Source organism: Streptomyces sp. NBC_00122 (genome assembly GCF_045160845.1).
Lineage (GTDB): Bacteria > Actinomycetota > Actinomycetes > Streptomycetales > Streptomycetaceae > Streptomyces.
On record NZ_CP108191.1, the window covers coordinates 2,928,259 to 2,951,966 of the forward strand.

The window sequence follows — 23,708 nt, forward strand, 5'->3', positions numbered from 1 at the left end:
GTAAAGCTGGGTGCGTTCGAACAGGGATCGAGGCACTCACGCACGGACACGCCCGCGGGCCCGGGCAGCACCTCGTGCGCACCGGGCCCGCGGATCTGCGGAGTCGCTGGTCAGCGTCCTTCGGCCGCCTTGGCGGCGATGTCCGTGCGGTGCTGCGAGCCGTCCAGCCGGATCCGCGCCACCGCCTTGTACGCCGTCTCGCGGGCCTGCGCCAGATCGGAACCGGTCGCCGTCACCGACAGCACGCGGCCGCCCGCGCTGACGACCGCGTCGCCCTCGCGCCGGGTCCCGGCGTGCAGCACGTACGCGTCGGGTCCGTCCTCGGCGGCCACGTCGGCCAGGCCCTCGATCACGTCGCCGGTGCGCGGGGTCTCGGGGTAGTTGTACGAGGCGATGACCACCGTGACGGCCGCGTCCTCGCGCCAGCTCAGCGGCGGCTCGGCGTCCAGGGTGCCGTTGGCGGCGTTCAGCAGCACGCTCGCGAGCGGGGTGCGCAGCCGGGCCAGGACCACCTGGGTCTCCGGGTCGCCGAAGCGGGCGTTGAACTCGATCACCCGGGTCCCGCGGCTGGTGATGGCGAGGCCCGCGTAGAGCAGCCCGGAGAAGGGGGTGCCGCGGCGGCGCAGCTCGTCCACGGTCGGCTGGAGGACCAGCTCCATGACCTCGTCGACCAGCTTGGGGTCGGCCCAGGGCAGCGGGGAGTACGCGCCCATGCCGCCGGTGTTGGGGCCCTCGTCGCCGTCCAGGGCCCGCTTGAAGTCCTGCGCGGGCTGGAGCGGGACGACGGTGACGCCGTCGGTGATGGCGAAGAGCGAGACCTCGGGACCGTCGAGGTACTCCTCGATGACCACCCGGTCGCAGGCGAGGGCGTGGGCGCGGGCCGCGGCGCGGTCCTCGGTGACCACGACGCCCTTGCCGGCCGCGAGGCCGTCGTCCTTGACGACGTACGGGGCGCCGAAGGCGTCGAGGGCGGCGTCCACCTCTTCCGGGGTGGTGCACACGTAGCTGCGCGCGGTCGGGACCCCGGCCGCGGCCATCACGTCCTTGGCGAAGGCCTTGGAGCCCTCCAGCTGGGCCGCCTCGCCGGACGGGCCGAAGACGGGGATGCCGGCGGCGCGCACGGCGTCGCCGACCCCGGCGACCAGCGGGGCCTCCGGGCCGACGACGACCAGGTCGGCGCCGAGTTCGGTGGCGAGAGCGGTGACGGCGTCGCCGTCGAGGGCGTCGACCGGGCGGAGCTCGGCCACCTCGGCGATGCCGGCGTTGCCGGGAGCGCAGTACAGCGCGGAGACGTCGGGGTCGAGGGACAGAGAGCGGCACAGGGCGTGTTCGCGGGCGCCGCCGCCGATGACGAGGACCTTCACGCTGCTCAGACTAGCCCGGACGGCGCGGCCGGTTTCGTGCGGCCACCCAACTGGGCGGGACTACTCATTCGTGTATTCCTCCACAACGGTGGCTCCGAGCTCGCGCACGATGAGGTCGTGTCCGGTCAGGGCGCTCTCGACGAGGTCGGGATCGTCCTCCTCCGCGAAGTCGTCCTCGGGCGCGACCGGGGGCGCCTGCTGTACGGGGGGCTGCGGGGCGGAGGCCGCCTGCTGGGGCGGCTGCTGCTGGTACTGCGGCTGCTGCGGGGCGGGGGCGGACGGCGCCTGGGGCGGCGGGCTGTAGGCCGGGGCGGGCGCGGCCGGTGCGGCGTACGAGGACGTCTGGAGCGGGGCGGGCGAGCCGCCGCCGACGACGGCGTCGATCTTCCAGTTGACCTGGAACTGCTCGGCCAGGACCGCCTTGAGCACGTCCTCGCTGCCACTGCTCGCGAAGTTGTCGCGGGCGCCGACGTTGGGGAAGCCGAGCTGGAGGGTGGTTCCGTCGAAGCCGGTGACCTGGGCGTTCTGGCTGAGCAGGATCCAGGTGAAGCGGCGGCGGTTCTTGACGGCCTCCAGGACGCCGGGCCACATCGCCTGGACCTGTCCGGCTCCGGCGGCCATGCCGGGGGAGGGCGCGGCGGCGGGAGCCGCGGCGGCCGGGGCCTGCTGGGCGGGGGCGGGCGCCGCCGGGACTCCCTGGCCGGGGGCGGCCGCGCTCGGCCAGGCACCGGCGGCGGGGGTGGCGGGGGCCTGGGCGGCCGGGGCCGGGGCGGCGGCTCCCGGCCAGGCCCCGGGGGCGCCGCTGCCGGGCTGTGCGGCTCCGGGCCAGGCCCCGGGAGCGGAGGCGGCGGGGGCGGGGGCGGGGGCCTCGGGGGCGGGGGCCTCGGCGGGAGCGGCCTGAACCGGCGCCTCCGGCCGCGCGGGAGCCCGTACCGGTTCGGGGGCTGCGACCGGCGCGGCGGCCGGAACCGGCGCGGGGGCCTGTACGGCGGCACGCGCGGCGGCGACGCCCCCGCCGGGACCGGCGGGCGCCATGGCGTGCGCCTCGGGCCCCGGGACGTAGCCCATGGCGGGCGGCGCGGCGAAGGCGGCGGCCCCGCCGCGCTCCAGCCGGTCGAGCCGGGCTTGGAAGGACCGCTCGTCGTCGAAGGCGGCGGGCAGCAGCACGCGGGCGCAGATGAGCTCCAGCTGCAGCCGCGGCGAGGTCGCGCCGCGCATCTCGGTGAGGCCGGTGTTGACGAGATCGGCGGCCCGCGACAGCTCGGCGGCCCCGAACACGGACGCCTGGGCCTGCATCCGCTCCACGACGTCGGTGGGGGCGTCGATCAGCCCCTTCTCCGCGGCGTCGGGCACGGCGGCCAGGATCACCAGGTCGCGCAGCCGCTCCAGCAGGTCTGCGACGAACCGGCGCGGGTCGTTCCCGCCCTCGACGACCCGGTCGACGACCTCGAAGGCGGCGGCCCCGTCACCGGCGGCGAAGGCGTCGATCACGGAGTCGAGCAGCGACCCCTCGGTGTACCCGAGCAACGAGGTGGCCATGGCGTATGTCACACCGTCGTCGGCGGCGCCGGCGAGCAGCTGGTCCATCACGGACATCGAGTCACGCACGGACCCGGCACCGGCGCGCACGACGAGCGGCAGCACGCCGTCCTCGACCTTGGCGCCCTCGCGCCCGCAGACCTCGCCCAGGTAGTCCCGCAGGGTGCCGGGCGGAACCAGCCGGAAGGGGTAGTGGTGCGTCCTGGACCGGATGGTCCCGATCACCTTCTCCGGCTCCGTGGTGGCGAAGATGAACTTGAGGTGCTCCGGCGGCTCCTCGACCACCTTCAGCAGGGCGTTGAAGCCCGCCGAGGTGACCATGTGGGCCTCGTCGATGATGTAGATCTTGTAGCGGCTGGAGGCGGGCCCGAAGAAGGCCTTCTCCCGCAGGTCACGGGCGTCGTCCACACCACCGTGGGAGGCGGCGTCGATCTCGATGACGTCGATGGACCCCGGCCCGTTCCTGGCCAGGTCACGGCAGGACTGGCACTCCCCGCACGGGGTCGGGGTGGGACCCTGCTCACAGTTCAGGCAGCGGGCGAGGATGCGCGCGCTGGTCGTCTTTCCACACCCGCGCGGCCCGCTGAACAGGTACGCGTGATTGACCCGGTTGTTCCGCAGGGCCTGCATCAGCGGGGCAGTGACATGCTCCTGCCCGATGACCTCGGCGAACGACTCGGGGCGATAGCGGCGGTACAGCGCAAGGGACGACACGTCTACGAGGTTATCCGGGCCCGCCGACAACGGCGGCCCGCCGGCGCCACCACGGCCCCTCAGAACGCAAAGCGCCCCCCACGCACCCGCCAGAGCCCACTTACCCTTGCTGCCTTCCGGCCCTGGGGGAGTTGGGTGAGATAGCGCCACGTGAGGGGCTGAGCCCACCCTAGCGGATGGACACCCCTGGAATCGAGCCCGGCCCCGGCCCGGCCTCCCGCGGACGATCACGTTCGCGAGCACCCCTCAACGTCTTGTATTGTTTGCGGCGGAGGATTCGCCTAGTGGCCTAGGGCGCACGCTTGGAAAGCGTGTTGGGGGCAACCCCTCACGAGTTCGAATCTCGTATCCTCCGCCAGTGCCTCACCGGGCACTTGAAGGCCCCGACCGGGAAACCGGCCGGGGCCTTCTGCGTTCCGTGGTCTCAGTTCGAGTCTCATCTATGCGCCTCGCAGCCCGACATTCCGTGCGTTCCGGCCTCGATGGCCTATCCCTCGTACTCCCAAGGGTTCAGCAGGAGTGCGCCTGATCGCGCCAGATGCTTGATGTTGCGACTCACCAGCGTCCAGCCGTTCGCCAGGGCGGTGGCGGCGATCAGCGCATCGGGAGGATCGATGCTGGTTCCGGCACTCTTGAGCCTCCGGTAGAGCGAGGTAGGCGAATGCCTCCCGCTCGCCGACGGCGGCGATCCGGTCACGGTACTGATCGCGGATGTCCGTGAGCGCCCGCTCGAAAGCCGTACGCCGCACCGGATCAGGTGTTCCCTCAATGCCTGCTTCGATCTCCGCGACCGTGATGACGCTCAGGTAGAGGGCAGGAGACGGAACCGAGCGAGCCCAGGCGACGACGGCCGGGGCAGGCTTCGGCCGGGTGGTGATCTCGGCGACCACATTGGTGTCGAGCAGATAGATCACTCGCCGTCCGCCGCATCGTCATAGGACCGCTGCCCGAACTCCAGACCCTCGAACGGGGCCGCCGTAAGTCGCTCAAGGAACCCGTCGCTGCCCAGGGTCGCCCAGCGGTGAAGCATGTTGGGCAAGGCATCGATGTCGGTGTCGGCGAGTTCGGCATCGAAGTGCCCGAGCTGATGCTCGGGCAGGGACTCCCGGATCTCCCGGATCGTCCGTAGCGGATGGGACTGAGGACGGGACTCCTCGGGTCTGCGCGGCGGGAGCGGCAGATTCGGGGCAGTGCTCATGATCGGCTCCTCCACGCTGTGGTCACGGGCTCATGCCTGAAGACCACCCTAGGCCGGGCGGTCCTGGAGAGGGTCGGAAACGACCCGAATCCGAGCTTTGACGGGACCCGTCCGCCGAGTCGCCGCCAGCTGTGCCTGGCAGCCGCCGTCTGCCAGCGACGGCAATCCGAGACTGCTCGGACGGGTCTGGACCGAACGCGCCGCCGCAGGTCAGGACGCCCCTGACCTCCCCCGGACCCCCTTACGAACATGTGGGAAGCGTGTTGGGGGCAACCCCTCACGAGTTCGAATCTCGTAGTCCTCCGCCAGTGCCTCACCGGGCACTTGAAGGCCCCGACCGGGAAACCGGCCGGGGCCTTCTGCGTTCCTTGATCGCGTCTCAGTGGTCCGGGCGGCCCGAGTGGGCGAGCTCGTCCTTGTACGCGCCCTTGTGGGCGTCCTTGTGGGCACCCTTGGAGCGGCGGAAGTCGGGGACCGGGGCCGGCGTGAGTTCCGTCCAGGTCGCTCCGGTGACGGGGGCGAAGTTGGTGCCGCTGATGTCGAGGGCGAGCTGGTACACGCGGCCGTCCACCGTCAGTACCTTGATGAACGCCCTGTTCGCGAATCCCTCGATGGAGATCCCGCAGGCCTCCCCGAGGGGGTAGCCCTCGATGTCGGAGAAGTCCTGCCAGGCCGGCGAGAGACCGGGAGCCGACGCCCGGCCGCCATACGCGTGACCGTCGGTGAGCGCGGCACTGAAGGCCTCGGTGTTGCTGGGCATGTAGCTGTCGACGGCGTTGCACGGGCCGGTCGCACCCGTGGCGCCGGCGGCTCCGGTGCCGCCCGTGGCTCCTGTGGCGCCGGTCTGACCGGTCTGGCCCGTGTCCCCCGTGGCTCCCGTGGCGCCGGTCTGACCCGTGTTCCCCGTCGCCCCCGTCGCCCCCGTCGCACCGGTCTGACCGGTGTTCCCGGTGGCACCTGTGGCACCTGTCTGACCCGTGTCCCCCGTCTCCCCCGTCGCACCGGTCGCGCCCGCCGGACCCGTGTCGCCCTTCGGGCCCCTGGGGCCCGTCGGACCCGTCGGGCCCTGCTTGCCCCGATCGCAGTCGTCGCCGCCACCACCGCGCGGACCGGCCTCGGCCGCCGCTCTCCGGTCGTGGTCCGGCTTCGTGTGCTTCGCCTCGCATTGGTCCCCGCCCGTCGGGGTCGCGGCGTTGACCGTCCCGGCCGCCCGCATGCTCTGGGCCGTGGCGAGCGCCGGGCCGGCGATCCCCGCCATGACCAAGGCAAGCGAAGCGAGGGTTCCGCCGGTCAGCCAGCCGCTCCGCCTCGGTAGCGGGCCGAGTGCTGACCTTTTCCTGTTCTCGGGACTCATGTGCGCCCCTCCTTCTCCGAACCGGATCGAACGATGTGCGATGGAGCCGCTCGGGCCATCTCGGTCATCGTGGGGATCGCGGTCGCGAGCAGGCGCGTGCCTCGCGCAGGCGTCAACGGTTCAGCCCACACTCACCCCACCAACGGGCCTCGGGAGTTGCGGGAACGGTCCGGGCATGGATCAGAAGCCGAGGGCGAGGGCGGCGACGGCCGGGGCGGCGTAGATGAGGGGGAAGGGGATGTGTGCGTACGAGCGGGCCCGGACGACGGTGATGACGGCCCCGGTGTAGTAGAGGGCGAGGCCGATGGCGGCGGCGATGCCGAGGGCGGGGACGAAGAGGCCCGCGACCAGACCTGCGGCTCCGGCGGCCTTGGCCGCGCCGAGCCAGGTCCACCAGGTGCGCGGGACGCCGTACGCGGCGAGGGGCTCGACGACCCACTTGGCGCCGGTGAAGACCGAGACCGCCGAGAAGCCGGTCATGAAGGCGGCGACGAGGGTGACGACAACAGCGGTGGTGGACATGGGATCTGCTCCTCTGGTGGATTCCCTTGCGTGCGTCTCACTCCAATGACCCGCCGCGCCACGGGAGTGTGACCGGCTCGCGAAAAAAGATTTCAGCGCCGCGTACAGACCGATTGGAGCCCGGCCGCCACCGTCCAGCCCCGCGCCCGCCAGGGTCCGGCAGGTACGGCCGCCAGGCGTCGTACGGGGAGCTCTCGGCCTCGATGCCCAGCGAGACCCCCTCGCGCCCGGGTACGGCCACCGCCCGCCCGGCGGGGAGAGCGGGCGCGGACGGCGTACGGGCGACCGTACGGCCGCTTGCGGTGAGCAGGGAGCCACTGGACCCGACAGGTGCGCGCGGGCCCGGTCCAGAGCACGGAGGGTCCGGGTCGGCCGGCGGCTCAGGTCGCCCCAGTGCCGCGGGTATACGCATCGGCCGCTATGCGGTCACGAGCGAGATCTCGGTGGCCTTGATCAGCGCGACCACGGAGGAGCCGACGGACAGGCCGAGCGCCTCGACGGCGTCCTCCGTGATGGCGGCGATGATGTCCTGGCCGCCGTCCAGCCGGACCGTGGCCATGGCCTCGCCGGTGGTGACGGCGGTGACGGTACCGGCGATCTGAGCGGCTCGCCGCTGCGGCTGCCGCTGCGGGGTGTCATGTGTCAGGTGTGCTGGGGCACCTCGGGCTTCAGCAGGCCGCGGAGCGTGTCGCGGAACTCCGGCGTGTCCGCTTCACCGTGCACGGCGACGGCGTGCTGGACGGCCGCGCCCATGACTTCGTCTTCCTCACCAGCGATGGTCAGGGTGCACCCCACCTCACTGGGGTACTCCCTGCAGTCCATGACCTTGCGCATGGTGTGCCTCCCGTCGTGGCTATGGCTACAGGCCACTCCCCACGATCCTCCGCATGCCCCCGGGGCGAAACCCGGGCCGGTCGCGCCCCCACGTGTTGTGGTGCCACTCGTCAGAACCAGCCGACGGAGTCGGTCACGTAGAAAGCCGCCTTCTCGCGTCATGCCCCTGGATCTCGTGGCCTGACAGCGTCCGCCAGGCGCCAGTCTCCTAGGCCTCGCGTGCGTACGAGACGAAGCCCGCCCAGGCCTGGGGGGTGAGGGCGAGCTGGGGCCCGTCGAGGACCTTGGAGTCCCGCACGCGCACGGCCTCGGGACAGGCCGCCACCTCGATGCAGTCGTTGATGTCGCTGCTGCTGCTGTAACTGCTCTTGAACCAGTCCAGCTCGACCTTGTGGATCATGTGTCTCCCAGCAGTTGCTCGATAAAGGCGCGCGACTCCCAGGGCGTCAGAGCCTGGGCCCGGAGCATGCCATACCGCAGGTCAAGGGTCCGGAGCCGCTTCAAGTCGGATACAGGGCGTCCGTTGAATGCTCCTTCGGAGCGTCCCACCGCCGTACTGTCAGCGAACTTCAGCAGCTCGATCCGACCTTCCATCCCCGCGTGGGCCTCACGGTCCATTGGCAGAACCTGAAGAGTCACGTTCCGCAACTCCATCAGTTCCAATAGTCGTTCGAGCTGTCCACGCATGACCATTGTGCCCCCGATCGGACGGCGAAGGCTGGCCTCTTCTTGGACGAACCCGAGCGTCGGCGCAGGCACCCGCCCGAAGATCGACCTGCGGGCCAGGCGCCCGGCGACTCCGCGCTCCACTTCGTCGCGCGAGTAGGCGGGCTGCCTCATCTCGAACAGCGCACGCGCATAGTCCTCGGTCTGCAGGAGACCATGCAGGCCCTGGATGGTGAAGGCGCCGACCTCGACGGCCAGGGCCTCCATCTTCGCGAGCTCCCGGACCTTCTTCGGGTACCGGACCCGCCCCAGGTCCTCCGCCATCGCCCGGATCAGGCCTCCGGCCTTCAGCGCGTCGTCCACCTTGTCCAAGTACTCCGGCTTGGCGATCCGCTTGCCGCCCTCGACCTTGTAGATCAGGGCCTCGCCGTACTGGATCGCCGCCGCCAGGTCGCCGACCCGCATCCCCAGCGCCTCGCGCCGCGCCCGCATCTGGCGGCCGAGCGCCGCGACCACCGCCGCGCCCTGCTCGTCCTCGGGGTCCACGGACCAGCTGTGTCCTTCCGTACCGTCACCGTCCACGCCCATGCGCGCCCACCTCCTCAACGCGCCCTACCCGTCACTCGCGTTGGGGCAGTCTCGACAGCCTTGGACAAAGCCGTGGACATGCGTGCGGGCCGGTCGCGTCAGCGGGTCGCGATGGAACGGGACCCGGTGCGTCACGACCTTTCTTTCTTTGCAAGAACTTCAGGAGAAAGAACTCCGACCCCACCCTTCCAGCCTCCCCGGAGCGCCGCTCACTCACACGGGTGAACCGGGCCAACTCAGCTGGATTTCATGCCGGTTGCCTGGCATATGCTCGCCCCGACAACTCCAGACACAGGACGGCCCCCGCCGGGATTGCACTCCCGACGAGGGCCTGACCACGAGAAGGATCCAACTTCCCGATGGCTTTCCAGCACTTTAACGCGCCCTCGCGCGCCACGTACGGCGTTCAACACGCCAACGTCCGGCAGACCCGCAATTTCACCGTGGTCAGCAACGGCCTGATCCGGCACCCGCACCTGTCGATGAACGCGCGGGCCCTCGCCTCGTACATCCAGTCCGTGCCCCCCGGCACCCCGGTCGGCATCAAAGCCCTGGCCAGGCAGCTGCCGCTCGGGGAGACCGCAATCGGCAAGGCGCTGCGCGAGCTGGAGGCGTACGGGTACCTGCGGCGGCTCCAGGAGCAGCTCCCGGACGGGCGGATCGTCACCCGTACGGTGTTCTACAACGAGCCGAGGGCAGCCACCCACGAGTCCGCAGCGGCCCCCGCGGACCCGGAGCCCGAACCGGACCCAGACCCGGACCCGGAGCCCGAACCGGACCCAGACCCGGAGCCGGAACCCGAACCGGAGCCGGAACCGGACCCCGAACCGGCGCCCTCTGCGTCCCCGAAGCACCGGGCGGCGGCCGTCCCTGCGCCCCGCAACCCGGACAACCCGGCCCGTCGGCAGCTGGCAGAGGAGCTCCTGGCCGAACTCCGCCGGGTCGATCCGCGCCTGCTCCTCGGCGAGCGGGACATCCAACGCCTCGCCGGCGGCGTCGAGGCCTGGCTGGAGCGCGGCGCCACCCATCAGGCGGTGACCAGCGCCCTTGCGGCGAACCTCCCGGACCACCCCCGCAGCCCGGCCGGCCTGATCGCCCACCGCCTGACGACCCAGCTCCCCCCGCTCCTGGCACCCCGGGCCCGCAGAGAGCCCTTCGTCCCGCCGGACCCCTTCCAGACCTGCGAGACGTGCGACCTCGCCTTCCGCAGCCCGGCCCCCGGCACGTGCAACGGCTGCCGGACATACGCGGGAGAAGCGGTCTGAGCGTACGGCTACGCGTCGGACATCTTCGGCATGTCACCCGTCGTCGTCGACATGTCGATCACCGCGAACGCCGCACCCTGCTGGTCCGTCAGCGCGGCGAAGCGGCCGAAGGGGCTGTCCATCGGGCCGAAGTGGAGGTGGCCGCCGTGCTTCTTCGCCTTGGCCACCGCCTCGTCGCAGTCCGGGACCGCGAAGTAGACCTGGATGTACGGGGGGATCTGGGGCGGGAACTCGTCGCCCATGCTCATCCGGCCGAGGACCGGATTCTCCGTGCCGCCGACGCTGAAGATCTTGTAGTCCATCCCGGCCATCTCCGGGTCGTCGGACTCCATCTTCTGGGCGCCGTACGGGAAGACCTTCGGGAGGAACGCATCCACCTTGCCCAGATCACGGGTGAAGAGCTCCGCCCAGGCGTACGCGCCCGCCTCCCCGGTCTTCTCGAAGCCCTTGTGCTCGCCCGGCTGCCAGACGCCGAAGACCGCGCCGCTCGGCTCCTTCGCGATCAGCATCGTGCCGAAGCTGCCGACCTGCATCGGCTCCATCACCACCTCGCCGCCGGCCGACTTGATCTTCTCGGCGGTGGCCGCCGCGTCGGGTGAGGCGAAGTACAGGCACCACTGCGAGGGGGCGTCCGCGCCGGGCATCGGCGGCACCACGGCAGCCACCGCCTTGCCGTCGGAATACGCCTGGGTGTAGTTGCCGTACTCGCTGCTCGCCTCGCCGAAGGTCCAGCCCAGCACATCGCCGTAGAAGCTCTTCGCGGCCTCCACGTCGGCGAACATCGCGTCCGCCCAGCACGGCGCGCCCTCGGTGAACTCAACCATGATCGATCGACTCCTCGACTCGTACCCGTCCTCGTACCTGCCGTCGTACACACGCTAGGCGCGCGGTGCGGCGGCCGCGCGGGGAACGCGTCCGCGCGGCAGGCTGGATCCATGGACAAGGACATCACCATCCGGCTGGCCCAGCAGCCGGAGGCCGACGCGCTGCTCGGCCGGAGCCCGCTCGCCGCGCTCGTCGGAATGCTGCTGGACCAGCAGGTGCCGATGGAGTGGGCGTTCTCGGGGCCCTGGACGGTCGCCCAACGGCTCGGCTCCGACGACCTGGACGCGCACGCCATCGCCGCGTACGACCCGGAGGCCTTCGCCGCGCTGCTGTCGCAGAAGCCCGCCGTCCACCGGTATCCGGGGTCGATGGCGAAGCGGATCCAGCAGCTGTGCGCGTACCTGGTGGAGCACTACGACGGGGACGCCGCCGCCGTCTGGGCCGACGCCACGACCGGGGAGGAGCTGCTGCGGCGCCTCAAGGAGCTGCCGGGATTCGGCGAGCAGAAGGCGCAGATCTTCCTCGCCCTGCTGGGCAAGCGGTTCGGCGTGCGCCCGAAGGGCTGGCGGGAGGCCGCGGGCGGCTACGGACAGGCGAACGTGTACCGCTCGGCGGCCGACATCACGGGGCCCGAGTCCCTGGCCAAGGTCCGGGCGCACAAACAGGAGATGAAGGCCGCGGCCAAGGCGGCGAAGGCCTCCGGCGGCTCGTGAGCCGGCCGGGGCACGGCGGTCCGGCCGACCTGACGGACTCCCCCGAATCTGCGGCACCGGGCCGTCCGTGCCATGAAAAGCTGGGGACATGACAGAGATCGCGACTCGCGCCGCCACCGCCGAAGCCATCTACGACGCCCCCGGCAGCCTCATCACGCTGCTGACGGACACCGCCGAACTCACCTGCAACACGGCCACGTTCGACGAGGGCGCGGCCGGGGCCCCGGTGCACTTCCACACCAAGGCCACCGAGTTCTTCCACGTCACCGCCGGCCGGCTCGACATCCTGGTCGACGAAGAGGTCCAGACCCTCGAAGCCGGCGACTTCATCGCGATCCCGCCGGGCGTCAAGCACGCCTTCGCCCCCGCCGCCGGCCACACGGCCAGCGTCTTCGTCGGCTTCACCCCCGGCATGGGCCGCTTCGACTACTACCGCCTCCTCGGCCGGGTGAACGCGGGCGAGGCCACCGTGCAGGACATCAAGGACAGCTCCTCGACGTACGACAACCACTACGCGGAGAGCGCCGCCTGGAGCGGCCGCCGCCGCAGCGCGGAGCCGTAGGTCACGTCCGCGTCGAGGCGCCGCAGCTCCTCCGAGATCAGCTCGGCGCCGCTGCGGATCTTCAGGGCCACCCTGCGATCGGGGCTCCCCGGCAGCATCAGCGTGGCCAGCGCGCCGGCCGGCCGGTCGATCCGGATCTCGCCGCCCGTGGTCTGCAGCACCACGCGGGTGATCACCGGGCCGTCGCTCGCCACCCGGTCCACCGGCGTGCCGAGCCGGTCCTCCAGCCAGCGGGCCAGCAGCTCGGCGCTCGCGTTGTCGGGCTCGCTCTCCACCCTCGCGCCGGTCACCGGCAGCGGCTTCTGGTCCAGGGCGGCGGCGAGCAGGGCCCGCCACGGCGTCAGCCGGGTCCAGGCCAGGTCGGTGTCGCCGGGCCGGTAGGCGGCGGCCCGCTCGTCGAGCGCGCCGACCGGGTCGGCCGCCTCGGCCGCGTCCGTGATCCTGCGCTGCGCCAGCGCGCCCAGGGAGTCCCCGGCCAGGTCGGCGGGGGCGTCGGCCGGCCACCACGCCACCACGGGCGCGTCCGGCACCAGCAGCGGCAGCACGACCGAGCCGGCCTGCCCGGTCAGGTCCCCGTGCAGGCGCAGCAGCAGGGTCTCCCCGGTGCCGGCGTCCGAGCCGACGCGCAGTTCGGCGTCGAGCCGGGTCGCGCGGAGCTTGTGCGAGCCCCGGGAGGTCCGCTTGATCACCGCGATGATGCGGCACGGGTGTTCGTGCGAGGCCTCGGAGGCCGCCCGTACGGCGTCGTAGGCGTTCTCCTCGTCGGTGACGACCACCAGGGTCAGCACCAGTCCCGTGGTGGGGCTGCCGATGGCCCGGCGGGCCTCGAGCAGGGCCCGGTTGATCTTGCTGGACGTGGTGTCGGTCAGTTCGGTCCGCATGGAACGAGTCTGTCAGCGCGCGCCCCGGTCCGGGCACCCGGTGCGCTCGATTCCGCCTCGAACGGCGTTCCTTGGCCGCTCCTTTGCTCTGTCGGCCGCGCCCGGGCGGGCGGGCGGGCGGCGTCATCTGCGCCGGCGGGCCGTACCGAACACCGAGCGCGAGATCTCGCGGCCCAGCTGTGTCCCGATCGACCGGGCCAGCGAGCGGAACAGCCCGCTCCCGACCACCTGCTCGGCCAGTGAGGGTTCCGGCTCCGGGGCGCCGCGCGCCGCCCTCGCGGCCTCCTTCTCGGCCTCCTTGGCCTGCTTCTCCGTCGCCTTGGCCTGCTTCTCGTCCGCCGCGGCCGCCGCGGCCGCCTCCGCCCGCGCCTCGGCGGCGGCCTGCTCGGCGCTGATCTTCTCGTACGCCGACTCGCGGTCGACCGGCTCCGCGTAGCGCGGCCAGAGCGGCGAGGACTTCACGGCCCGGTCCAGCGCGGCCGCCTCGATCGGCCCCATCAGCGACTGCGGGGCGCGCAACCGGGTCGCCGCGACCGGGGTCGGGGCGCCGTTCTCGCTCAGCACGGTGACGACCGCCTCGCCGGTGCCCAGCTGGGTGAGCAGCTCCTCCAGGTCGTACGCGGAGCGGGGGAAGGTCCTCACGGTCGCCTTCAGCGCCTTCGCGTCGTCGGGCGTGAAGGCGCGCAGCGCGTGCTGCACCCGGTTGCCGAGCTGGCCGAGCACGTCCGACGGCACGTCCTTGGGGGTCTGCGTCACGAAGAAGACGCCCACGCCCTTGGAGCGGATGAGGCGCACCGTCTGGGTGACGGAGTCGAGGAAGGCCTTCGACGCGCCGTTGAAGAGCAGGTGCGCCTCGTCGAAGAAGAAGACGAGCCTCGGCTTCTCCACGTCGCCGACCTCGGGCAGGTCGTTGAAGAGGTCGGCCAGCAGCCACATCAGGAAGGTGGAGAAGAGCTGCGGCTTGTGCGAGGCCGCCGGGAGTTCCAGTACGGAGACCAGTCCGCGCCCGTCCGCGGCCGTCCGCAGGAACTCGGCGGTGTCGAACTCCGGCTCGCCGAAGAACTCCGCGGCCCCCTGCTGCTCGAAGGCGGTCAGCGCCCGGAGGATCACCCCGGCCGTCACCGTGGACAGCCCGCCGATGTCCCTCAGTTCCGGCTTTCCCTTGTCGGTGACGAGGAAGGCGACGACGGCGCGCAGGTCCTTGAGGTCGATCAGCTCCAGGCCCTTGGTGTCGGCGTAGTGGAAGATCAGGCCGAGCGACTGCTCCTGCGTCTGGTTGAGCTGGAGCACCTTCGACAGCAGCACCGGACCGAAGCTCGTCACCGTGGAGCGGATCGGGATGCCGGGGCCGATGCCGCCGAGCGAGTAGAACTCGCTGGGGTATCCCGTGGCCTCCCACCGCTGGGCCACGACCGCGGCCCGCTCCTCGGTCCTCGGGTTCGACGCGCCCGGGACGGAGATTCCCGAGACGTCTCCTTTGACGTCCGCGAGGAAGACCGGGACGCCGTTCGCCGACAGCTGTTCGGCGATGAGCTGGAGGGTCTTGGTCTTGCCCGTGCCGGTGGCGCCCGCGACCAGCCCGTGCCGGCCCAGCATCGTCAGGGGGATGCGGATCTGCCGGTCCGGCAGGCAGGCGCCGTCCCAGAGCAGGGCTCCCAGATCGAGCGCGGGTCCGGTGAAGGCGTACCCGGCGGCGATCTTGTCGGCCGGGTCCGTCTGATTCGCCGAGGCGGCGGCTTCGGTGCTCTCGCTCATGCATCACTCCCGAATTGGCCCCGTACGCCACTTTTGCACCCGCGCTGCGAGGCTGCGCCCGCAGGGCCGGGCCCGGTAGGCTTTCCGTGTGATCTTCAAGCGCATCGGTAACGGAAAGCCGTACCCCGACCACGGCCGGGAAAGCACCCGGCAGTGGGCGGACGTCGCGCCGCGCCCGGTCCGGCTCGACCAGTTGGTGACGACCAAGGGGCAGCTCGACCTCGAAACGCTGCTCGCCGAGGACTCCACGTTCTACGGCGACCTCTTCGCCCACGTCGTCAAGTGGCGGGGCGACCTCTACCTGGAGGACGGACTGCACCGCGCCGTGCGCGCGGCCCTGCAGCAGCGCCAGGTCCTGCACGCCCGCGTCCTCGAAATGGACTGACGCCCCGCCCCCGGAACGGGCGTCGGGGCGGACTCGGGGCAGGCTCGGGACCGACCTCGGAACACCCCCGGGACAGGCCGCCGTTTCGCGTAGATTGCGCCTTTCGGGTCAGTATTGACCTATCAGCAGATCATTTAGTAGGCATCGTCGGCGGGCGGCACTACGCTGCGCCCATGAGCATGCTCACTCCCCCCGGCATGGGCGGAAAGTACCGCGTCACGGGAGCCGCCTACCCCCGCATGAGCCGTAAGCGGAGCCGTCGTCGGATCGTCCTCGCCGTGTGCGGCTCGGTCCTCGCACTGGCCCTGCTCGGCTATGGGGCCCTGCAGCTCATCGACGTGTTCCAGGGCAACAGCCCGAAACGGAATACCGCCGCTGGAGCCAAGGACTGTCCGACCGCGACCGCTGATCCCGCCACCAAGGCCGGCCCCGAAGCCGTCTCCGCCGCCTCCGCGGCGGCCCAACCGGCAGTCGTGCTGCCCAAGCCCGGCGACATCACCGTCAACGTCTACAACGCGACCCCGCGCGCCGGGCTCGCCAAGGCCGTCGGCGACGAGCTGGCCAAACGCGGCTTCGTCATCGGCAACGTCGGCAACGCCCCGCCCACCTTCGACAAGAAGGTCCCCGGCGCCGCGATACTGCTGGGCTCCCCCGCCACCGACAAGGGCGCCTTCTCCGTACTGGGCACCCAGCTCGTCGGCGCCACCCAGCAGACCGACACCCGCGAGACCGCGGACATCGACCTGATCCTGGGCGACGCCTTCAAGGAGCTGAGTACGAAGGAGGACGCGGACAAGGCGCTGGCCCTCCTGGCCAACCCCGTGCCCGCGCCCGCCAAGAAGTGCTGATCGAGCCGGAAGACCGCTCCGCGGAGAACTACTCCGCGGAGCCGTACATGCGGTCGCCCGCGTCCCCCAGGCCCGGGACGATGTAACCGTGCTCGTTGAGCCGCTCGTCCACCGCGGCGGTCACCACCGTCACCGGTGTGCCCGCCAGCTCGCGCTCCATGATCTCGACGCCCTCGGGCGCGGCCAGCAGCACCACGGCCGTGACGTCGTCGGCGCCGCGCTTGATCAGCTCCCGGATCGCCGCGACGAGCGTGCCGCCGGTGGCCAGCATCGGGTCGACGACGTAGACCTGCCGCCCGGAGAGGTCCTCCGGCATGCGCGTCGCGTACGTGGAGGCCTCCAGGGTCTCCTCGTTGCGGACCATGCCCAGGAAGCCCACCTCGGCGGTCGGCAGGAGCCGCACCATGCCGTCGAGCATGCCGAGGCCGGCACGCAGGATCGGCACGACCAGCGGGCGCGGGTGCGAGAGCTTCACACCGGTGGTCGGGGCGACCGGGGTCTCGATGTCGGCCTGCTCGGTGCGCACGTCCCGGGTGGCCTCGTACGCGAGCAGGGTCACCAGCTCGTCGGCGAGCCGCCGGAAGGTGGCGGAGTCGGTGCGCTTGTCGCGCAGGGTGGTGAGTTTGTGCGCCACCAAGGGGTGATCGACGACCTGCAAACGCACAACATCCTCCAAAACTCGGCCTGCGACCTGCAAAAACGGCCGCACGACGCGACCTGCACCCAAAAGGCTACGCGCTGACGCGGCCCCTTCGTGTCCGAAGCCGCAGCCACGCCCGCGACTGCCTGCGGATGCGACCCGCCCGGACGCCCAGCACGCTGGACTGATGAGCAACGCACCGGTGATCGCGGCCGTCGACGGATCCGACCACAGCCTGAGGGCCCTGGAGTGGGCCAGGACCGCGGCGCTGCTGCACGGTTGCGGGCTGCTGATCGCCCACGTACTGCCCGACCACGCCCAGCTGTACGCGGGGCGCCGGACCTCGCTGCACGACGCCTCACAGCCGGAGGAGTTCGCCGACCCGGTGAGCGACCAGATCGTGGCCCTGCTCGGCGGCCGCTCCGGGCTGCCCGAGGGGGTCGAGTACGTGTCGCTGGAGGGCTCCGTCCCCGAGGCGCTGCGGGTCATCGGGGCGGAGGCCCTGATGCTGGTGATGGGCTCCCGAGGGCGCGGCGGCTTCGCCAGCCTGCTGCTCGGCTCCAACAGCCGCGCCGTGGCCGCCACGGCGCCGTGCCCGGTCGTGGTGGTCCCGCACGCGGAGCGGAGCGCGGGGGCGCGGGACGCCGCCGCCGGGCAGTCCGCCGGGCAGTCCGCCGGGCAGGTGGTGCTCGGCCTGCACGCCGCCGAGACGCCCGACGACGTACTGGCCTTCGCGTTCTCGGAAGCGGCCGTGCGGGGGACCACCGTCCAGGTGGTGTCCGCGTACGCCATCCCGCCCGCGCCGACCATGGTGATCGACAGCCCCTTCGTGGTGATCCCGCCGGAAGGGCTGGCCGACGACGGGGACGCCGTGCCCGCCGAGCGGGAGATGCTGCGGTCCCAGACGGAGCGGCTCGCGCCCTTCCGCACCCGGTACCCGGACGTCCGGGTGGAGCAGGCCGCCGTGCCCGGGGACGCGGCCGGCCGGCTGGTCATCGCCTCCGAGTCGGCGGCGCTGGTCGTCGTGGGACGCCACCACCCGCGGCGCTCCGCCATGTCCCTGCAGATCGGCTCGGTGGCGCACGCGGTGCTGCACCACGCGCACGGCCCGGTGGCCGTGGTCCCGACGCTGTCGGACGACGTCTGACCTGCACAGGGGTGGCATCAAACCGCCCGTCCGGGGGAAGCTGGGTGCAGGGGGGAACGACCGACCAGCCCGGGGTGGTGGCCGATGCCCGACACGCAGCCGAGCGACGACGCGCCGGAGACCGCCGCGCAGCGCCGAGCGCGCCGCGCCCAGTTCCTGCGCGATCTGATGGAGGCGCGCGCGCTGCGCGACCGCGTCCAGCCCCGCCGCGCCCGCGCGGCCCGCATGCGCCAGCAGATGCGCATGCGCACCTTCCGCTGGTAACCGCGGCCGGCGCCGCACCCGGGCCCGCGACACGACCGGGCGCGGCGGCCTCCGCGAGGGAGCCGCCCCGGCCCCCGGCGGCGCCCGGCAGCCGTACGGCACCACCGCCGCGCACCCCCCGTCCGGGCCGCGCGGCGCACGGCGCGGGACGACGCAAGCGCGGAAGACCTCTCGCAAAGCCGCTGTTTCTGCCACGATGCCGATTGGGCGGGGTACGGACGGCGAGCACGACAGCCGTTCGACCCCAACCTCCGGCCGGGGGGACCTCCAACCGGCACGCCTAAGACCAGTGGGAGAGTCACGGTGTATTTCGCCGCACTGCTCGCGCGCACCGAAGACGGGTGGGAAGCGAGCGACATGGAACTCGACAACGTCGAGTCCCTCAGTGATCTGATCGATCTCGCCCGTTCCGCCGCTGTCGACGACGACACGGTGGTCGCCCTCATCGAGCAGGAGGACGCCTGGTTCGGCGTCGTCCGCGTGGACGGCGAGGAGGACCCGCGGTACTTCGTATCGAACGCCTCCGCGGCCGCCCGCAGCTCCTACGGCTCGATGCTGACCAAAGAGCTGCTGGGCAGCGACAAGGAGGACGACGAACTCGACGAACTGGACCTGGACGGAACCGAGGACGGCGAGGAGGAAGCACTCGCCTCCTTCACCGACGAGGACGACGACGAGGACGCGGCGGGCGGGAGCGGCTCGGAGCCGGTACCTGCCGGTCCGCTCGGCGACCCCCGGCTGCTGGACGACCTCGGGGTGACCCACAAACAACTGATGACCCTCGACGGGGACGCCCTCTCGGAGATCGCCGACGCGCTCGGCGCCACCGAGGTCCTGGAGGCCGTCCGCTAGTGATCCACACGTACGACGCGCACACCCCCGATCCCGTACGGGATCCCTGGCGGGACTCCATGCGCCTGGCGCTCCAGGAGGCCGCCCGGGCGGTGCCGGCCGGCGATGTGCCGGTCGGCGCCGTCGTGCTCGGCCCGGACGGCGGGATCCTCGCCACCGGGTACAACGAGCGCGAGGCGACCGGCGACCCGACGGCGCACGCCGAGGTGGTGGCGCTGCGCCGGGCCGCCGCCGCAGTCGGGGAATGGCGGCTTCCGGGGTGCACCCTCGTGGTGACCCTGGAGCCGTGCGTGATGTGCGCGGGCGCGCTCGTGCAGTCGCGCGTCGCCCGGGTCGTCTACGGCGCGGACGACGAGAAGGCGGGCGCGGCGGGCTCGCTGTGGGACCTCGTACGGGACCGCAGGCTCAACCACCGGCCCGAAGTGGTCCGCGGCGTCCTGGCGGCGGAGTGCGCGCAGCAGCTGACGGACTTCTTCCGCGACCTGTGACGACGGCCGTCCGACGGGGCCGGCAGCCGACGCGGGATGCCGATTTCGGCGAATGCACCTCCTTAGGCTAGGATCCATCTCGGTAGTGTGTCCGAGTGGCCGAAGGAGCTCGCCTCGAAAGCGAGTATGGGGCAACCCATCGGGGGTTCAAATCCCTCCACTACCGCTCCGATCGAAAGCCCCGCCCCGCAAGGGTCGGGGCTTTCGGCGTTCGTACGGCTCACAGCATGTGGTTCGGCTCCCGACGTTCCCCGCTCCGCTCTCCGGAGTACGGCCGCGTGACCGCCCGCCCCCTCGGCCGTTGTCACGGCATGACCAAGACCCAGCGCATGCTCGCCGCCTTCGCCCTCGCGGGGGCCGCCGCGGGCCTCGCCGCACCCGCCGCCTCCGCCGCACCCATCGCGCCCCTCACCCTCCCGGACCTCCCGACGGCCGCCCCCGGCATGCCCGCCGGGGCCACGCCGTCCTCCATCCAGGAGATCGGCGGGAAGCTCAGCGAAGGAGCCAACCAGCTCAACCAGCTGATGGAGCTGCCGAACCAGCTCTCGCCCGTGATCGCCCCCGTACAGCCCCTCACGGACCTCGCCGGCGGCCTGCAGTAGCCGCAGCGGGCGCCACGGAGCGGGAACCGCGAAGAAGGCCCCGAGCGGAGCCGGGACCTTCCACGTGTGGGACGGGGGAAGTGGCGTCGCGGGGACAAGCCACTTCCCCCGACGAGGACGGAACCTGCCAGTCCGGGCCGCGGTCAGGGGAAAGCGCGCGGCTCGGACCCCGCAGTGAGGTCCTGTCCCTCACCCGCCGGTCTCCTGCCAGAACCGGTGGGCGCACACCAATCGCGCGCCCCCCGCAACCGCCGGCATCCCGGCAAAGGACCCGGAGTACCGGGTCATTGGTCCTTAAAGGGCGGGTGAGTGTCCAAACCTGACCGGTTAGACTCACCCGACTTTGCAGGACCGGTTGGGGAGGCCGTCACCGCTCATGGACACCAAGAAGCTCATCACGGGTGCCCTCACCGTCTTCGTCCTGTTCGTGATCATCACCCAGCCCAAGCGGGCCGCCGAGATGGTGGGAATAGGCTTCCAGGGCATATCCGATGCCGCCTCCGGCATCGGCGAGTTCATGACCGAACTGGTGCGCTGAACCCGTACGCTGAAGCGGCTTCCGGACTTCCCGGCCCCCCACTCCGACGGGTGGGGGGCTTTTTGCATACCCATCACTAGGCACAATGCCCCAATATGCCCAACTTGCCCTCAACACGGTGATATACGGTGCTTGCACACAGTGCACATGTCTTGTGATGCTATGACCGCTTTTGACGGATGAGTTGACTGAAGGGGTGGCGTGACCGTGCCGGCCAGTACAGCGCCTCAGGTGCCACCCCAGCAGGACCCCCAGGTGCCGCCCCAGCACGAACCCCAGTACGAACCCCGACGGGAGTCCCGGCAGGAGACCCGGCAGGAGACCCGGCAGGAAGCGGTCCAGGGGCCCCGGCAGGAAGCGCAGCAGGAGGCCCGGCAGGAGGCGGCCCCGGAGACGGCCCAGGAGAAGCCCCAGGAGGAGCCCCCGCCCGCCCTGGCGCCCCAGAGACCGCCGAGCCGGGGCGCGGACACCCGGGCCCTCACCCAGGTCCTCTTCGGGCAGCTGAAGAACCTGGAACCGGGCACCAGCGAGCACAACCGGGTGCGCGGAGCCCTCATCGAGGCCAACCTCCCGCTCGTGCGGTACGCGGCCGCCCGCTTCCGCAGCCGCAACGAGCCGATGGAGGACGTGGTCCAGGTCGGCACCATCGGCCTGATCAACGCCATCGACCGGTTCGACCCGGACCGCGGTGTGCAGTTCCCGACCTTCGCGATGCCGACCGTCGTGGGCGAGATCAAGCGCTACTTCCGCGACAACGTCCGCACCGTCCACGTGCCGCGCCGCCTCCACGAGCTGTGGGTGCAGGTCAACGCCGCCACCGAGGACCTCACCACCCTCCACGGCCGCACCCCGACGACCCCCGAGATCGCCGAGCGGCTGCGCATCGGCGAGGACGAGGTCCTCTCCTGCATCGAGGCCGGACGGAGCTACCACGCGACCTCGCTGGAAGCCGCCCAGGAGGGCGACGGGATGCCCGGCCTCCTCGACCGCCTCGGCTACGAGGACCCGGAGCTGGCCGGGGTCGAGCACCGCGACCTCGTCCGCCACCTCCTCGTACAACTGCCCGAACGTGAACAAAGGATCCTGCTGCTGCGGTACTACAACAACCTGACGCAGTCGCAGATCAGCGCCGAGCTGGGCGTGTCCCAGATGCACGTCTCCCGGCTCCTCGCCCGGAGCTTCGCCCGATTGAGATCCGCAAACAGGATCGAGGCGTAACCGTAACGAGTGGAGATCATCCACGCGTTTCCTGACAGAACGGGGCTGATCCCCTTCTGACCTCTTCTGTCGCTGGAGATATATGTCGACTTGGCGCTACAGCGTGTTGCCGACATGTGACATTCTGCTTGAACCGCGTTTGCCGCAGCCCCGCCTCCGGTATTCAGGTGGAGGCTGCGTTCCTCTGACGGGCGCGCCGCACGCGACCGTCCGCGACCTCAAGGGGGTGGCATGTCCGTAGACCAGGGCAGCTCCAAGGTGCTCACGCTCGTCAAGAGCGCGACTCCGGCAGTAGCCGACCGCTCGGAAGCCATCGACACCCGCACCCTCTCCCGCTCCCTCTTCCAGCGCCTTGCCGCCCTGGACGCGGACAGCCCCGACCGGGCGTACGTACGCGACACCCTGATCGAGCTGAACCTGCCCCTGGTCCGGTACGCCGCCGCCCGCTTCCGCAGCCGCAACGAGCCGATGGAGGACATCGTCCAGGTCGGCACCATCGGCCTGATCAAGGCGATCGACCGGTTCGACTGCGAACGCGGCGTGGAGTTCCCGACGTTCGCGATGCCGACCGTCGTGGGCGAGATCAAACGGTTCTTTAGGGACACCTCCTGGTCCGTCCGCGTCCCGCGCAGGCTCCAGGAGCTGCGCCTCGCGCTGACCAAGGCCAGCGACGAGCTCGCCCAGAAACTGGACCGCTCGCCGACCGTGCCGGAGCTCGCCGCCGTGCTGGGCGTCTCGGAGGAGGACGTGGTCGACGGTCTCGCCGTCGGCAACGCCTACACCGCCTCCTCGCTCGACTCGCCCTCGCCCGAGGACGAGGGCGGCGAGGGCTCGCTCGCGGACCGCCTCGGTTACGAGGACACCGCGCTCGAAGGCGTCGAATACCGCGAGTCACTGAAGCCCTTGCTCGCCAAACTCCCGCCCCGGGAGCGGCAGATCATCATGCTGCGGTTCTTCGCGAACATGACGCAGTCGCAGATCGGCGAGGAGGTCGGCATCTCCCAGATGCACGTCTCCCGGCTGCTCACCCGTACCCTCGCGCAACTGCGCGTAGGCCTCATCGGCGAGTGACGGGGCGTTGAACCGTCCGCAAGGGCTTTCCAATTGACGGAGCGTCAGTAAAACTGGCGCGATGCGAACGGGATCCCGCAGGGCCGCCCCGGCTGCCCTCCTCGCCCTGTGCTGCACGGCCGTCGCCGGCCTCACCGGCTGCGGCGGCCCGGCACGGGACGGCTATGTCGCCGTGGGCGCCGCGGCCCCGGGTCCCGAACGGGGCGCGGGGGAGAACGTGGCGCCGCAGGGCCAGGTGGAGTTCCAGCAGCTCGGCGGCCCGTCCGCGGCGGGCGGCTCCTCCGTGTCGTCCGGTACGTCGGCCAGTACTCCCGAGTCCCGGACACCCGGCGGCTCCGCCCCGGGCGGAGCGACGACCACCGCCCCCGGCGGCTCCGGAGCCACACCCGGGATCCCGCCCGGTGCGGGCCCGTCCACCACCCCACCCGGCACCCCGGACTCCCCGGGCACGCCGGGCACGCCGGGCGCGCCGTCCGGCCCATCGAGCCCATCGAGCCCGTCCAGCCCGTCCACCAAGCCCGGCACGACCCCGCCGGCGCCCCCGGCGACCCCGGCGAGGCTGACGCTGTCCACCCCGGCCAGGGCGGCCGCGGCCGACCGCTGGTGCGAGCGGGTCACCGTCACCTTCACCAACACCGGCACCACCGCGGCCCGTTCGGGCACGGTCAGCTTCGCGACGCACATCATCGGCGCCCTCGGCGTCGACTGGGCCACGATCACCACCACCCAGCCGCTCCCCGCGCCGATCACGGGCGGAGCCGCCAAGACGCAGACCTACACGGTGTGCGTGGAGGCCTGGCGGGTGCCGCTGGGCATGCACGTGGACACCCAGAAGGTCACCGCCACCTGGAGCTGAACCCGCGCGGGCGCGGCGG

General features: G+C 71.7%; 28 protein-coding genes, 2 tRNA genes and 1 other RNA gene. 16 read left to right on the top strand and 15 right to left on the bottom strand.

The window, feature by feature from the left end; all coding sequences use genetic code 11:
- Nucleotides 1–110: 110 nt before the first annotated feature.
- The 3 genes from purD to ffs form a co-directional block, all read right to left on the bottom strand.
- The gene (gene purD / locus OG737_RS13755; RefSeq protein WP_405921565.1) at nt 111–1,364 is read right to left on the bottom strand and encodes a phosphoribosylamine--glycine ligase; all 1,254 of its coding nucleotides are present in this window, start codon (nt 1,362–1,364) and stop codon (nt 111–113) included.
- 60 nt (nt 1,365–1,424) lie between these two features.
- On the bottom strand, nt 1,425–3,617 hold the full coding sequence (locus OG737_RS13760) for a DNA polymerase III subunit gamma and tau (protein ID WP_328926467.1): 2,193 nt from the start codon (nt 3,615–3,617) through the stop codon (nt 1,425–1,427).
- 64 nt (nt 3,618–3,681) lie between these two features.
- Nucleotides 3,682–3,780, bottom strand: an RNA gene (ffs, locus tag OG737_RS13765) — signal recognition particle sRNA small type.
- Nucleotides 3,781–3,887: 107 nt separating this feature from the next.
- On the opposite strand from ffs, the gene OG737_RS13770 reads away from it, so the two are divergent.
- Nucleotides 3,888–3,975, top strand: a tRNA-Ser gene (locus tag OG737_RS13770).
- Between the two features lie 82 nt (nt 3,976–4,057).
- Here OG737_RS13770 and OG737_RS13775 read toward each other — a convergent pair.
- From OG737_RS13775 to OG737_RS13810, 8 genes are all read right to left on the bottom strand, one after another.
- A complete protein-coding gene (locus OG737_RS13775) occupies nt 4,058–4,531 on the bottom strand; it encodes a PIN domain-containing protein (RefSeq protein ID WP_405921566.1) in 474 nt (157 codons plus the stop codon).
- Nucleotides 4,528–4,815 carry a hypothetical protein gene (locus OG737_RS13780; RefSeq protein WP_405921567.1) on the bottom strand — a complete coding sequence of 96 codons (288 nt, stop codon included), beginning with the start codon at nt 4,813–4,815 and terminating at the stop codon, nt 4,528–4,530. The genes OG737_RS13775 and OG737_RS13780 overlap by 4 nt, the downstream gene beginning before the upstream one ends.
- A 379-nt stretch (nt 4,816–5,194) precedes the next feature.
- Nucleotides 5,195–6,073 (bottom strand): hypothetical protein, encoded by an 879-nt coding sequence (locus OG737_RS13785; protein WP_405921568.1) that lies wholly within the window; start codon nt 6,071–6,073, stop codon nt 5,195–5,197.
- Between the two features lie 276 nt (nt 6,074–6,349).
- Nucleotides 6,350–6,691, bottom strand: coding sequence for a DoxX family protein (locus OG737_RS13790; protein ID WP_328926471.1), 342 nt, complete (start codon nt 6,689–6,691; stop codon nt 6,350–6,352).
- Nucleotides 6,692–7,109: 418 nt separating this feature from the next.
- Nucleotides 7,110–7,337, bottom strand: coding sequence for a TOBE domain-containing protein (locus OG737_RS13795; protein ID WP_328930339.1), 228 nt, complete (start codon nt 7,335–7,337; stop codon nt 7,110–7,112).
- A complete protein-coding gene (locus OG737_RS13800; RefSeq protein ID WP_328926472.1) occupies nt 7,334–7,525 on the bottom strand; it encodes a DUF1059 domain-containing protein in 192 nt (63 codons plus the stop codon). The genes OG737_RS13795 and OG737_RS13800 overlap by 4 nt, the downstream gene beginning before the upstream one ends.
- A 208-nt stretch (nt 7,526–7,733) precedes the next feature.
- Nucleotides 7,734–7,925, bottom strand: coding sequence for a DUF397 domain-containing protein (locus tag OG737_RS13805; RefSeq protein WP_328926473.1), 192 nt, complete (start codon nt 7,923–7,925; stop codon nt 7,734–7,736).
- Nucleotides 7,922–8,779 carry a helix-turn-helix transcriptional regulator gene (locus tag OG737_RS13810; protein ID WP_328926474.1) on the bottom strand — a complete coding sequence of 286 codons (858 nt, stop codon included), beginning with the start codon at nt 8,777–8,779 and terminating at the stop codon, nt 7,922–7,924. The genes OG737_RS13805 and OG737_RS13810 overlap by 4 nt, the downstream gene beginning before the upstream one ends.
- 359 nt (nt 8,780–9,138) lie before the next feature.
- Between OG737_RS13810 and OG737_RS13815 the strand changes: the two genes are divergently transcribed.
- Nucleotides 9,139–10,044, top strand: coding sequence for a helix-turn-helix domain-containing protein (locus tag OG737_RS13815; RefSeq protein WP_405921569.1), 906 nt, complete (start codon nt 9,139–9,141; stop codon nt 10,042–10,044).
- Between the two features lie 8 nt (nt 10,045–10,052).
- On the opposite strand, the gene OG737_RS13820 is transcribed toward OG737_RS13815, so the two are convergent.
- A complete protein-coding gene (locus tag OG737_RS13820) occupies nt 10,053–10,868 on the bottom strand; it encodes a VOC family protein (protein ID WP_328926476.1) in 816 nt (271 codons plus the stop codon).
- Nucleotides 10,869–10,979: 111 nt separating this feature from the next.
- Between OG737_RS13820 and OG737_RS13825 the strand changes: the two genes are divergently transcribed.
- Together OG737_RS13825 and OG737_RS13830 are read left to right on the top strand one after the other, a co-directional pair.
- Nucleotides 10,980–11,582 carry an HhH-GPD-type base excision DNA repair protein gene (locus tag OG737_RS13825; protein WP_328926477.1) on the top strand — a complete coding sequence of 201 codons (603 nt, stop codon included), beginning with the start codon at nt 10,980–10,982 and terminating at the stop codon, nt 11,580–11,582.
- Between the two features lie 88 nt (nt 11,583–11,670).
- Nucleotides 11,671–12,144 (top strand): cupin domain-containing protein, encoded by a 474-nt coding sequence (locus tag OG737_RS13830; protein ID WP_328926478.1) that lies wholly within the window; start codon nt 11,671–11,673, stop codon nt 12,142–12,144.
- On the opposite strand, the gene opcA is transcribed toward OG737_RS13830, so the two are convergent.
- Nucleotides 12,093–13,025, bottom strand: coding sequence for a glucose-6-phosphate dehydrogenase assembly protein OpcA (opcA, locus tag OG737_RS13835; protein ID WP_328926479.1), 933 nt, complete (start codon nt 13,023–13,025; stop codon nt 12,093–12,095). The genes OG737_RS13830 and opcA overlap by 52 nt on opposite strands.
- A gap of 123 nt (nt 13,026–13,148) precedes the next feature.
- On the bottom strand, nt 13,149–14,780 hold the full coding sequence (locus tag OG737_RS13840; protein WP_328926480.1) for a helicase HerA-like domain-containing protein: 1,632 nt from the start codon (nt 14,778–14,780) through the stop codon (nt 13,149–13,151).
- Between the two features lie 88 nt (nt 14,781–14,868).
- Here OG737_RS13840 and OG737_RS13845 point away from each other — a divergent pair, with 88 nt between their 5' ends.
- Both OG737_RS13845 and OG737_RS13850 read left to right on the top strand, forming a co-directional pair.
- Nucleotides 14,869–15,165, top strand: coding sequence for a type II toxin-antitoxin system VapB family antitoxin (locus OG737_RS13845; RefSeq protein WP_017240525.1), 297 nt, complete (start codon nt 14,869–14,871; stop codon nt 15,163–15,165).
- 173 nt (nt 15,166–15,338) lie between these two features.
- The gene (locus OG737_RS13850) at nt 15,339–16,013 is read left to right on the top strand and encodes a LytR C-terminal domain-containing protein (protein ID WP_328926481.1); all 675 of its coding nucleotides are present in this window, start codon (nt 15,339–15,341) and stop codon (nt 16,011–16,013) included.
- Nucleotides 16,014–16,041: 28 nt separating this feature from the next.
- Here OG737_RS13850 and upp read toward each other — a convergent pair whose 3' ends face one another.
- Complete coding sequence (gene upp / locus OG737_RS13855; protein ID WP_328926482.1) at nt 16,042–16,677, bottom strand: uracil phosphoribosyltransferase; 636 nt, start codon at nt 16,675–16,677, stop codon at nt 16,042–16,044.
- Between the two features lie 163 nt (nt 16,678–16,840).
- On the opposite strand from upp, the gene OG737_RS13860 reads away from it, so the two are divergent.
- The 10 genes from OG737_RS13860 (at nt 16,841) to OG737_RS13905 (ending at nt 23,689) form a co-directional block, all read left to right on the top strand.
- Nucleotides 16,841–17,800, top strand: coding sequence for a universal stress protein (locus OG737_RS13860; RefSeq protein ID WP_405921570.1), 960 nt, complete (start codon nt 16,841–16,843; stop codon nt 17,798–17,800).
- Nucleotides 17,801–17,884: 84 nt separating this feature from the next.
- On the top strand, nt 17,885–18,064 hold the full coding sequence (locus OG737_RS13865; protein ID WP_030027564.1) for a hypothetical protein: 180 nt from the start codon (nt 17,885–17,887) through the stop codon (nt 18,062–18,064).
- A 303-nt stretch (nt 18,065–18,367) separates the two neighbouring features.
- A complete protein-coding gene (locus OG737_RS13870) occupies nt 18,368–18,916 on the top strand; it encodes a hypothetical protein (RefSeq protein ID WP_328926484.1) in 549 nt (182 codons plus the stop codon).
- A 59-nt stretch (nt 18,917–18,975) separates the two neighbouring features.
- Nucleotides 18,976–19,404, top strand: a complete 429-nt coding sequence (gene tadA, locus OG737_RS13875) for a tRNA adenosine(34) deaminase TadA (RefSeq protein ID WP_328930340.1) — start codon at nt 18,976–18,978, stop codon at nt 19,402–19,404.
- Nucleotides 19,405–19,485: 81 nt separating this feature from the next.
- Nucleotides 19,486–19,570, top strand: a tRNA-Ser gene (locus OG737_RS13880).
- Between the two features lie 145 nt (nt 19,571–19,715).
- A complete protein-coding gene (locus tag OG737_RS13885; RefSeq protein ID WP_328926485.1) occupies nt 19,716–20,006 on the top strand; it encodes a hypothetical protein in 291 nt (96 codons plus the stop codon).
- A gap of 376 nt (nt 20,007–20,382) precedes the next feature.
- Nucleotides 20,383–20,544, top strand: coding sequence for a hypothetical protein (locus OG737_RS13890; protein ID WP_215014193.1), 162 nt, complete (start codon nt 20,383–20,385; stop codon nt 20,542–20,544).
- 207 nt (nt 20,545–20,751) lie between these two features.
- Nucleotides 20,752–21,762, top strand: coding sequence for a SigB/SigF/SigG family RNA polymerase sigma factor (locus OG737_RS13895; RefSeq protein WP_405921571.1), 1,011 nt, complete (start codon nt 20,752–20,754; stop codon nt 21,760–21,762).
- Nucleotides 21,763–21,993: 231 nt separating this feature from the next.
- On the top strand, nt 21,994–22,833 hold the full coding sequence (locus tag OG737_RS13900; RefSeq protein ID WP_328926486.1) for an RNA polymerase sigma factor SigF: 840 nt from the start codon (nt 21,994–21,996) through the stop codon (nt 22,831–22,833).
- A gap of 61 nt (nt 22,834–22,894) precedes the next feature.
- Entirely contained in the window at nt 22,895–23,689 is a 795-nt protein-coding gene (locus OG737_RS13905) for a hypothetical protein (protein WP_405921572.1), read from the top strand.
- Nucleotides 23,690–23,708: the final 19 nt, after the last annotated feature.

What these genes read in the sequence shown, in the direction of transcription:
- OG737_RS13780 (WP_405921567.1), bottom strand. Translation starts at nt 4,815, where the DNA reads ATGAGCACTGCCCCGAATCTGCCGCTCCCGCCGCGCAGACCCGAGGAG.
- OG737_RS13785 (WP_405921568.1), bottom strand. Translation starts at nt 6,073, where the DNA reads ATGGCGGGGATCGCCGGCCCGGCGCTCGCCACGGCCCAGAGCATGCGG.
- OG737_RS13790 (WP_328926471.1), bottom strand. Translation starts at nt 6,691, where the DNA reads ATGTCCACCACCGCTGTTGTCGTCACCCTCGTCGCCGCCTTCATGACC.
- OG737_RS13800 (WP_328926472.1), bottom strand. Translation starts at nt 7,525, where the DNA reads ATGCGCAAGGTCATGGACTGCAGGGAGTACCCCAGTGAGGTGGGGTGC.
- OG737_RS13805 (WP_328926473.1), bottom strand. Translation starts at nt 7,925, where the DNA reads ATGATCCACAAGGTCGAGCTGGACTGGTTCAAGAGCAGTTACAGCAGC.
- OG737_RS13810 (WP_328926474.1), bottom strand. Translation starts at nt 8,779, where the DNA reads ATGGGCGTGGACGGTGACGGTACGGAAGGACACAGCTGGTCCGTGGAC.
- OG737_RS13815 (WP_405921569.1), top strand. Translation starts at nt 9,139, where the DNA reads ATGGCTTTCCAGCACTTTAACGCGCCCTCGCGCGCCACGTACGGCGTT.
- OG737_RS13820 (WP_328926476.1), bottom strand. Translation starts at nt 10,868, where the DNA reads ATGGTTGAGTTCACCGAGGGCGCGCCGTGCTGGGCGGACGCGATGTTC.
- OG737_RS13825 (WP_328926477.1), top strand. Translation starts at nt 10,980, where the DNA reads ATGGACAAGGACATCACCATCCGGCTGGCCCAGCAGCCGGAGGCCGAC.
- OG737_RS13830 (WP_328926478.1), top strand. Translation starts at nt 11,671, where the DNA reads ATGACAGAGATCGCGACTCGCGCCGCCACCGCCGAAGCCATCTACGAC.
- opcA (WP_328926479.1), bottom strand. Translation starts at nt 13,025, where the DNA reads ATGCGGACCGAACTGACCGACACCACGTCCAGCAAGATCAACCGGGCC.
- OG737_RS13840 (WP_328926480.1), bottom strand. Translation starts at nt 14,780, where the DNA reads ATGAGCGAGAGCACCGAAGCCGCCGCCTCGGCGAATCAGACGGACCCG.
- OG737_RS13850 (WP_328926481.1), top strand. Translation starts at nt 15,339, where the DNA reads ATGAGCATGCTCACTCCCCCCGGCATGGGCGGAAAGTACCGCGTCACG.
- OG737_RS13860 (WP_405921570.1), top strand. Translation starts at nt 16,841, where the DNA reads ATGAGCAACGCACCGGTGATCGCGGCCGTCGACGGATCCGACCACAGC.
- OG737_RS13865 (WP_030027564.1), top strand. Translation starts at nt 17,885, where the DNA reads ATGCCCGACACGCAGCCGAGCGACGACGCGCCGGAGACCGCCGCGCAG.
- tadA (WP_328930340.1), top strand. Translation starts at nt 18,976, where the DNA reads ATGCGCCTGGCGCTCCAGGAGGCCGCCCGGGCGGTGCCGGCCGGCGAT.
- OG737_RS13885 (WP_328926485.1), top strand. Translation starts at nt 19,716, where the DNA reads ATGACCAAGACCCAGCGCATGCTCGCCGCCTTCGCCCTCGCGGGGGCC.
- OG737_RS13890 (WP_215014193.1), top strand. Translation starts at nt 20,383, where the DNA reads ATGGACACCAAGAAGCTCATCACGGGTGCCCTCACCGTCTTCGTCCTG.
- OG737_RS13900 (WP_328926486.1), top strand. Translation starts at nt 21,994, where the DNA reads ATGTCCGTAGACCAGGGCAGCTCCAAGGTGCTCACGCTCGTCAAGAGC.
- OG737_RS13905 (WP_405921572.1), top strand. Translation starts at nt 22,895, where the DNA reads ATGCGAACGGGATCCCGCAGGGCCGCCCCGGCTGCCCTCCTCGCCCTG.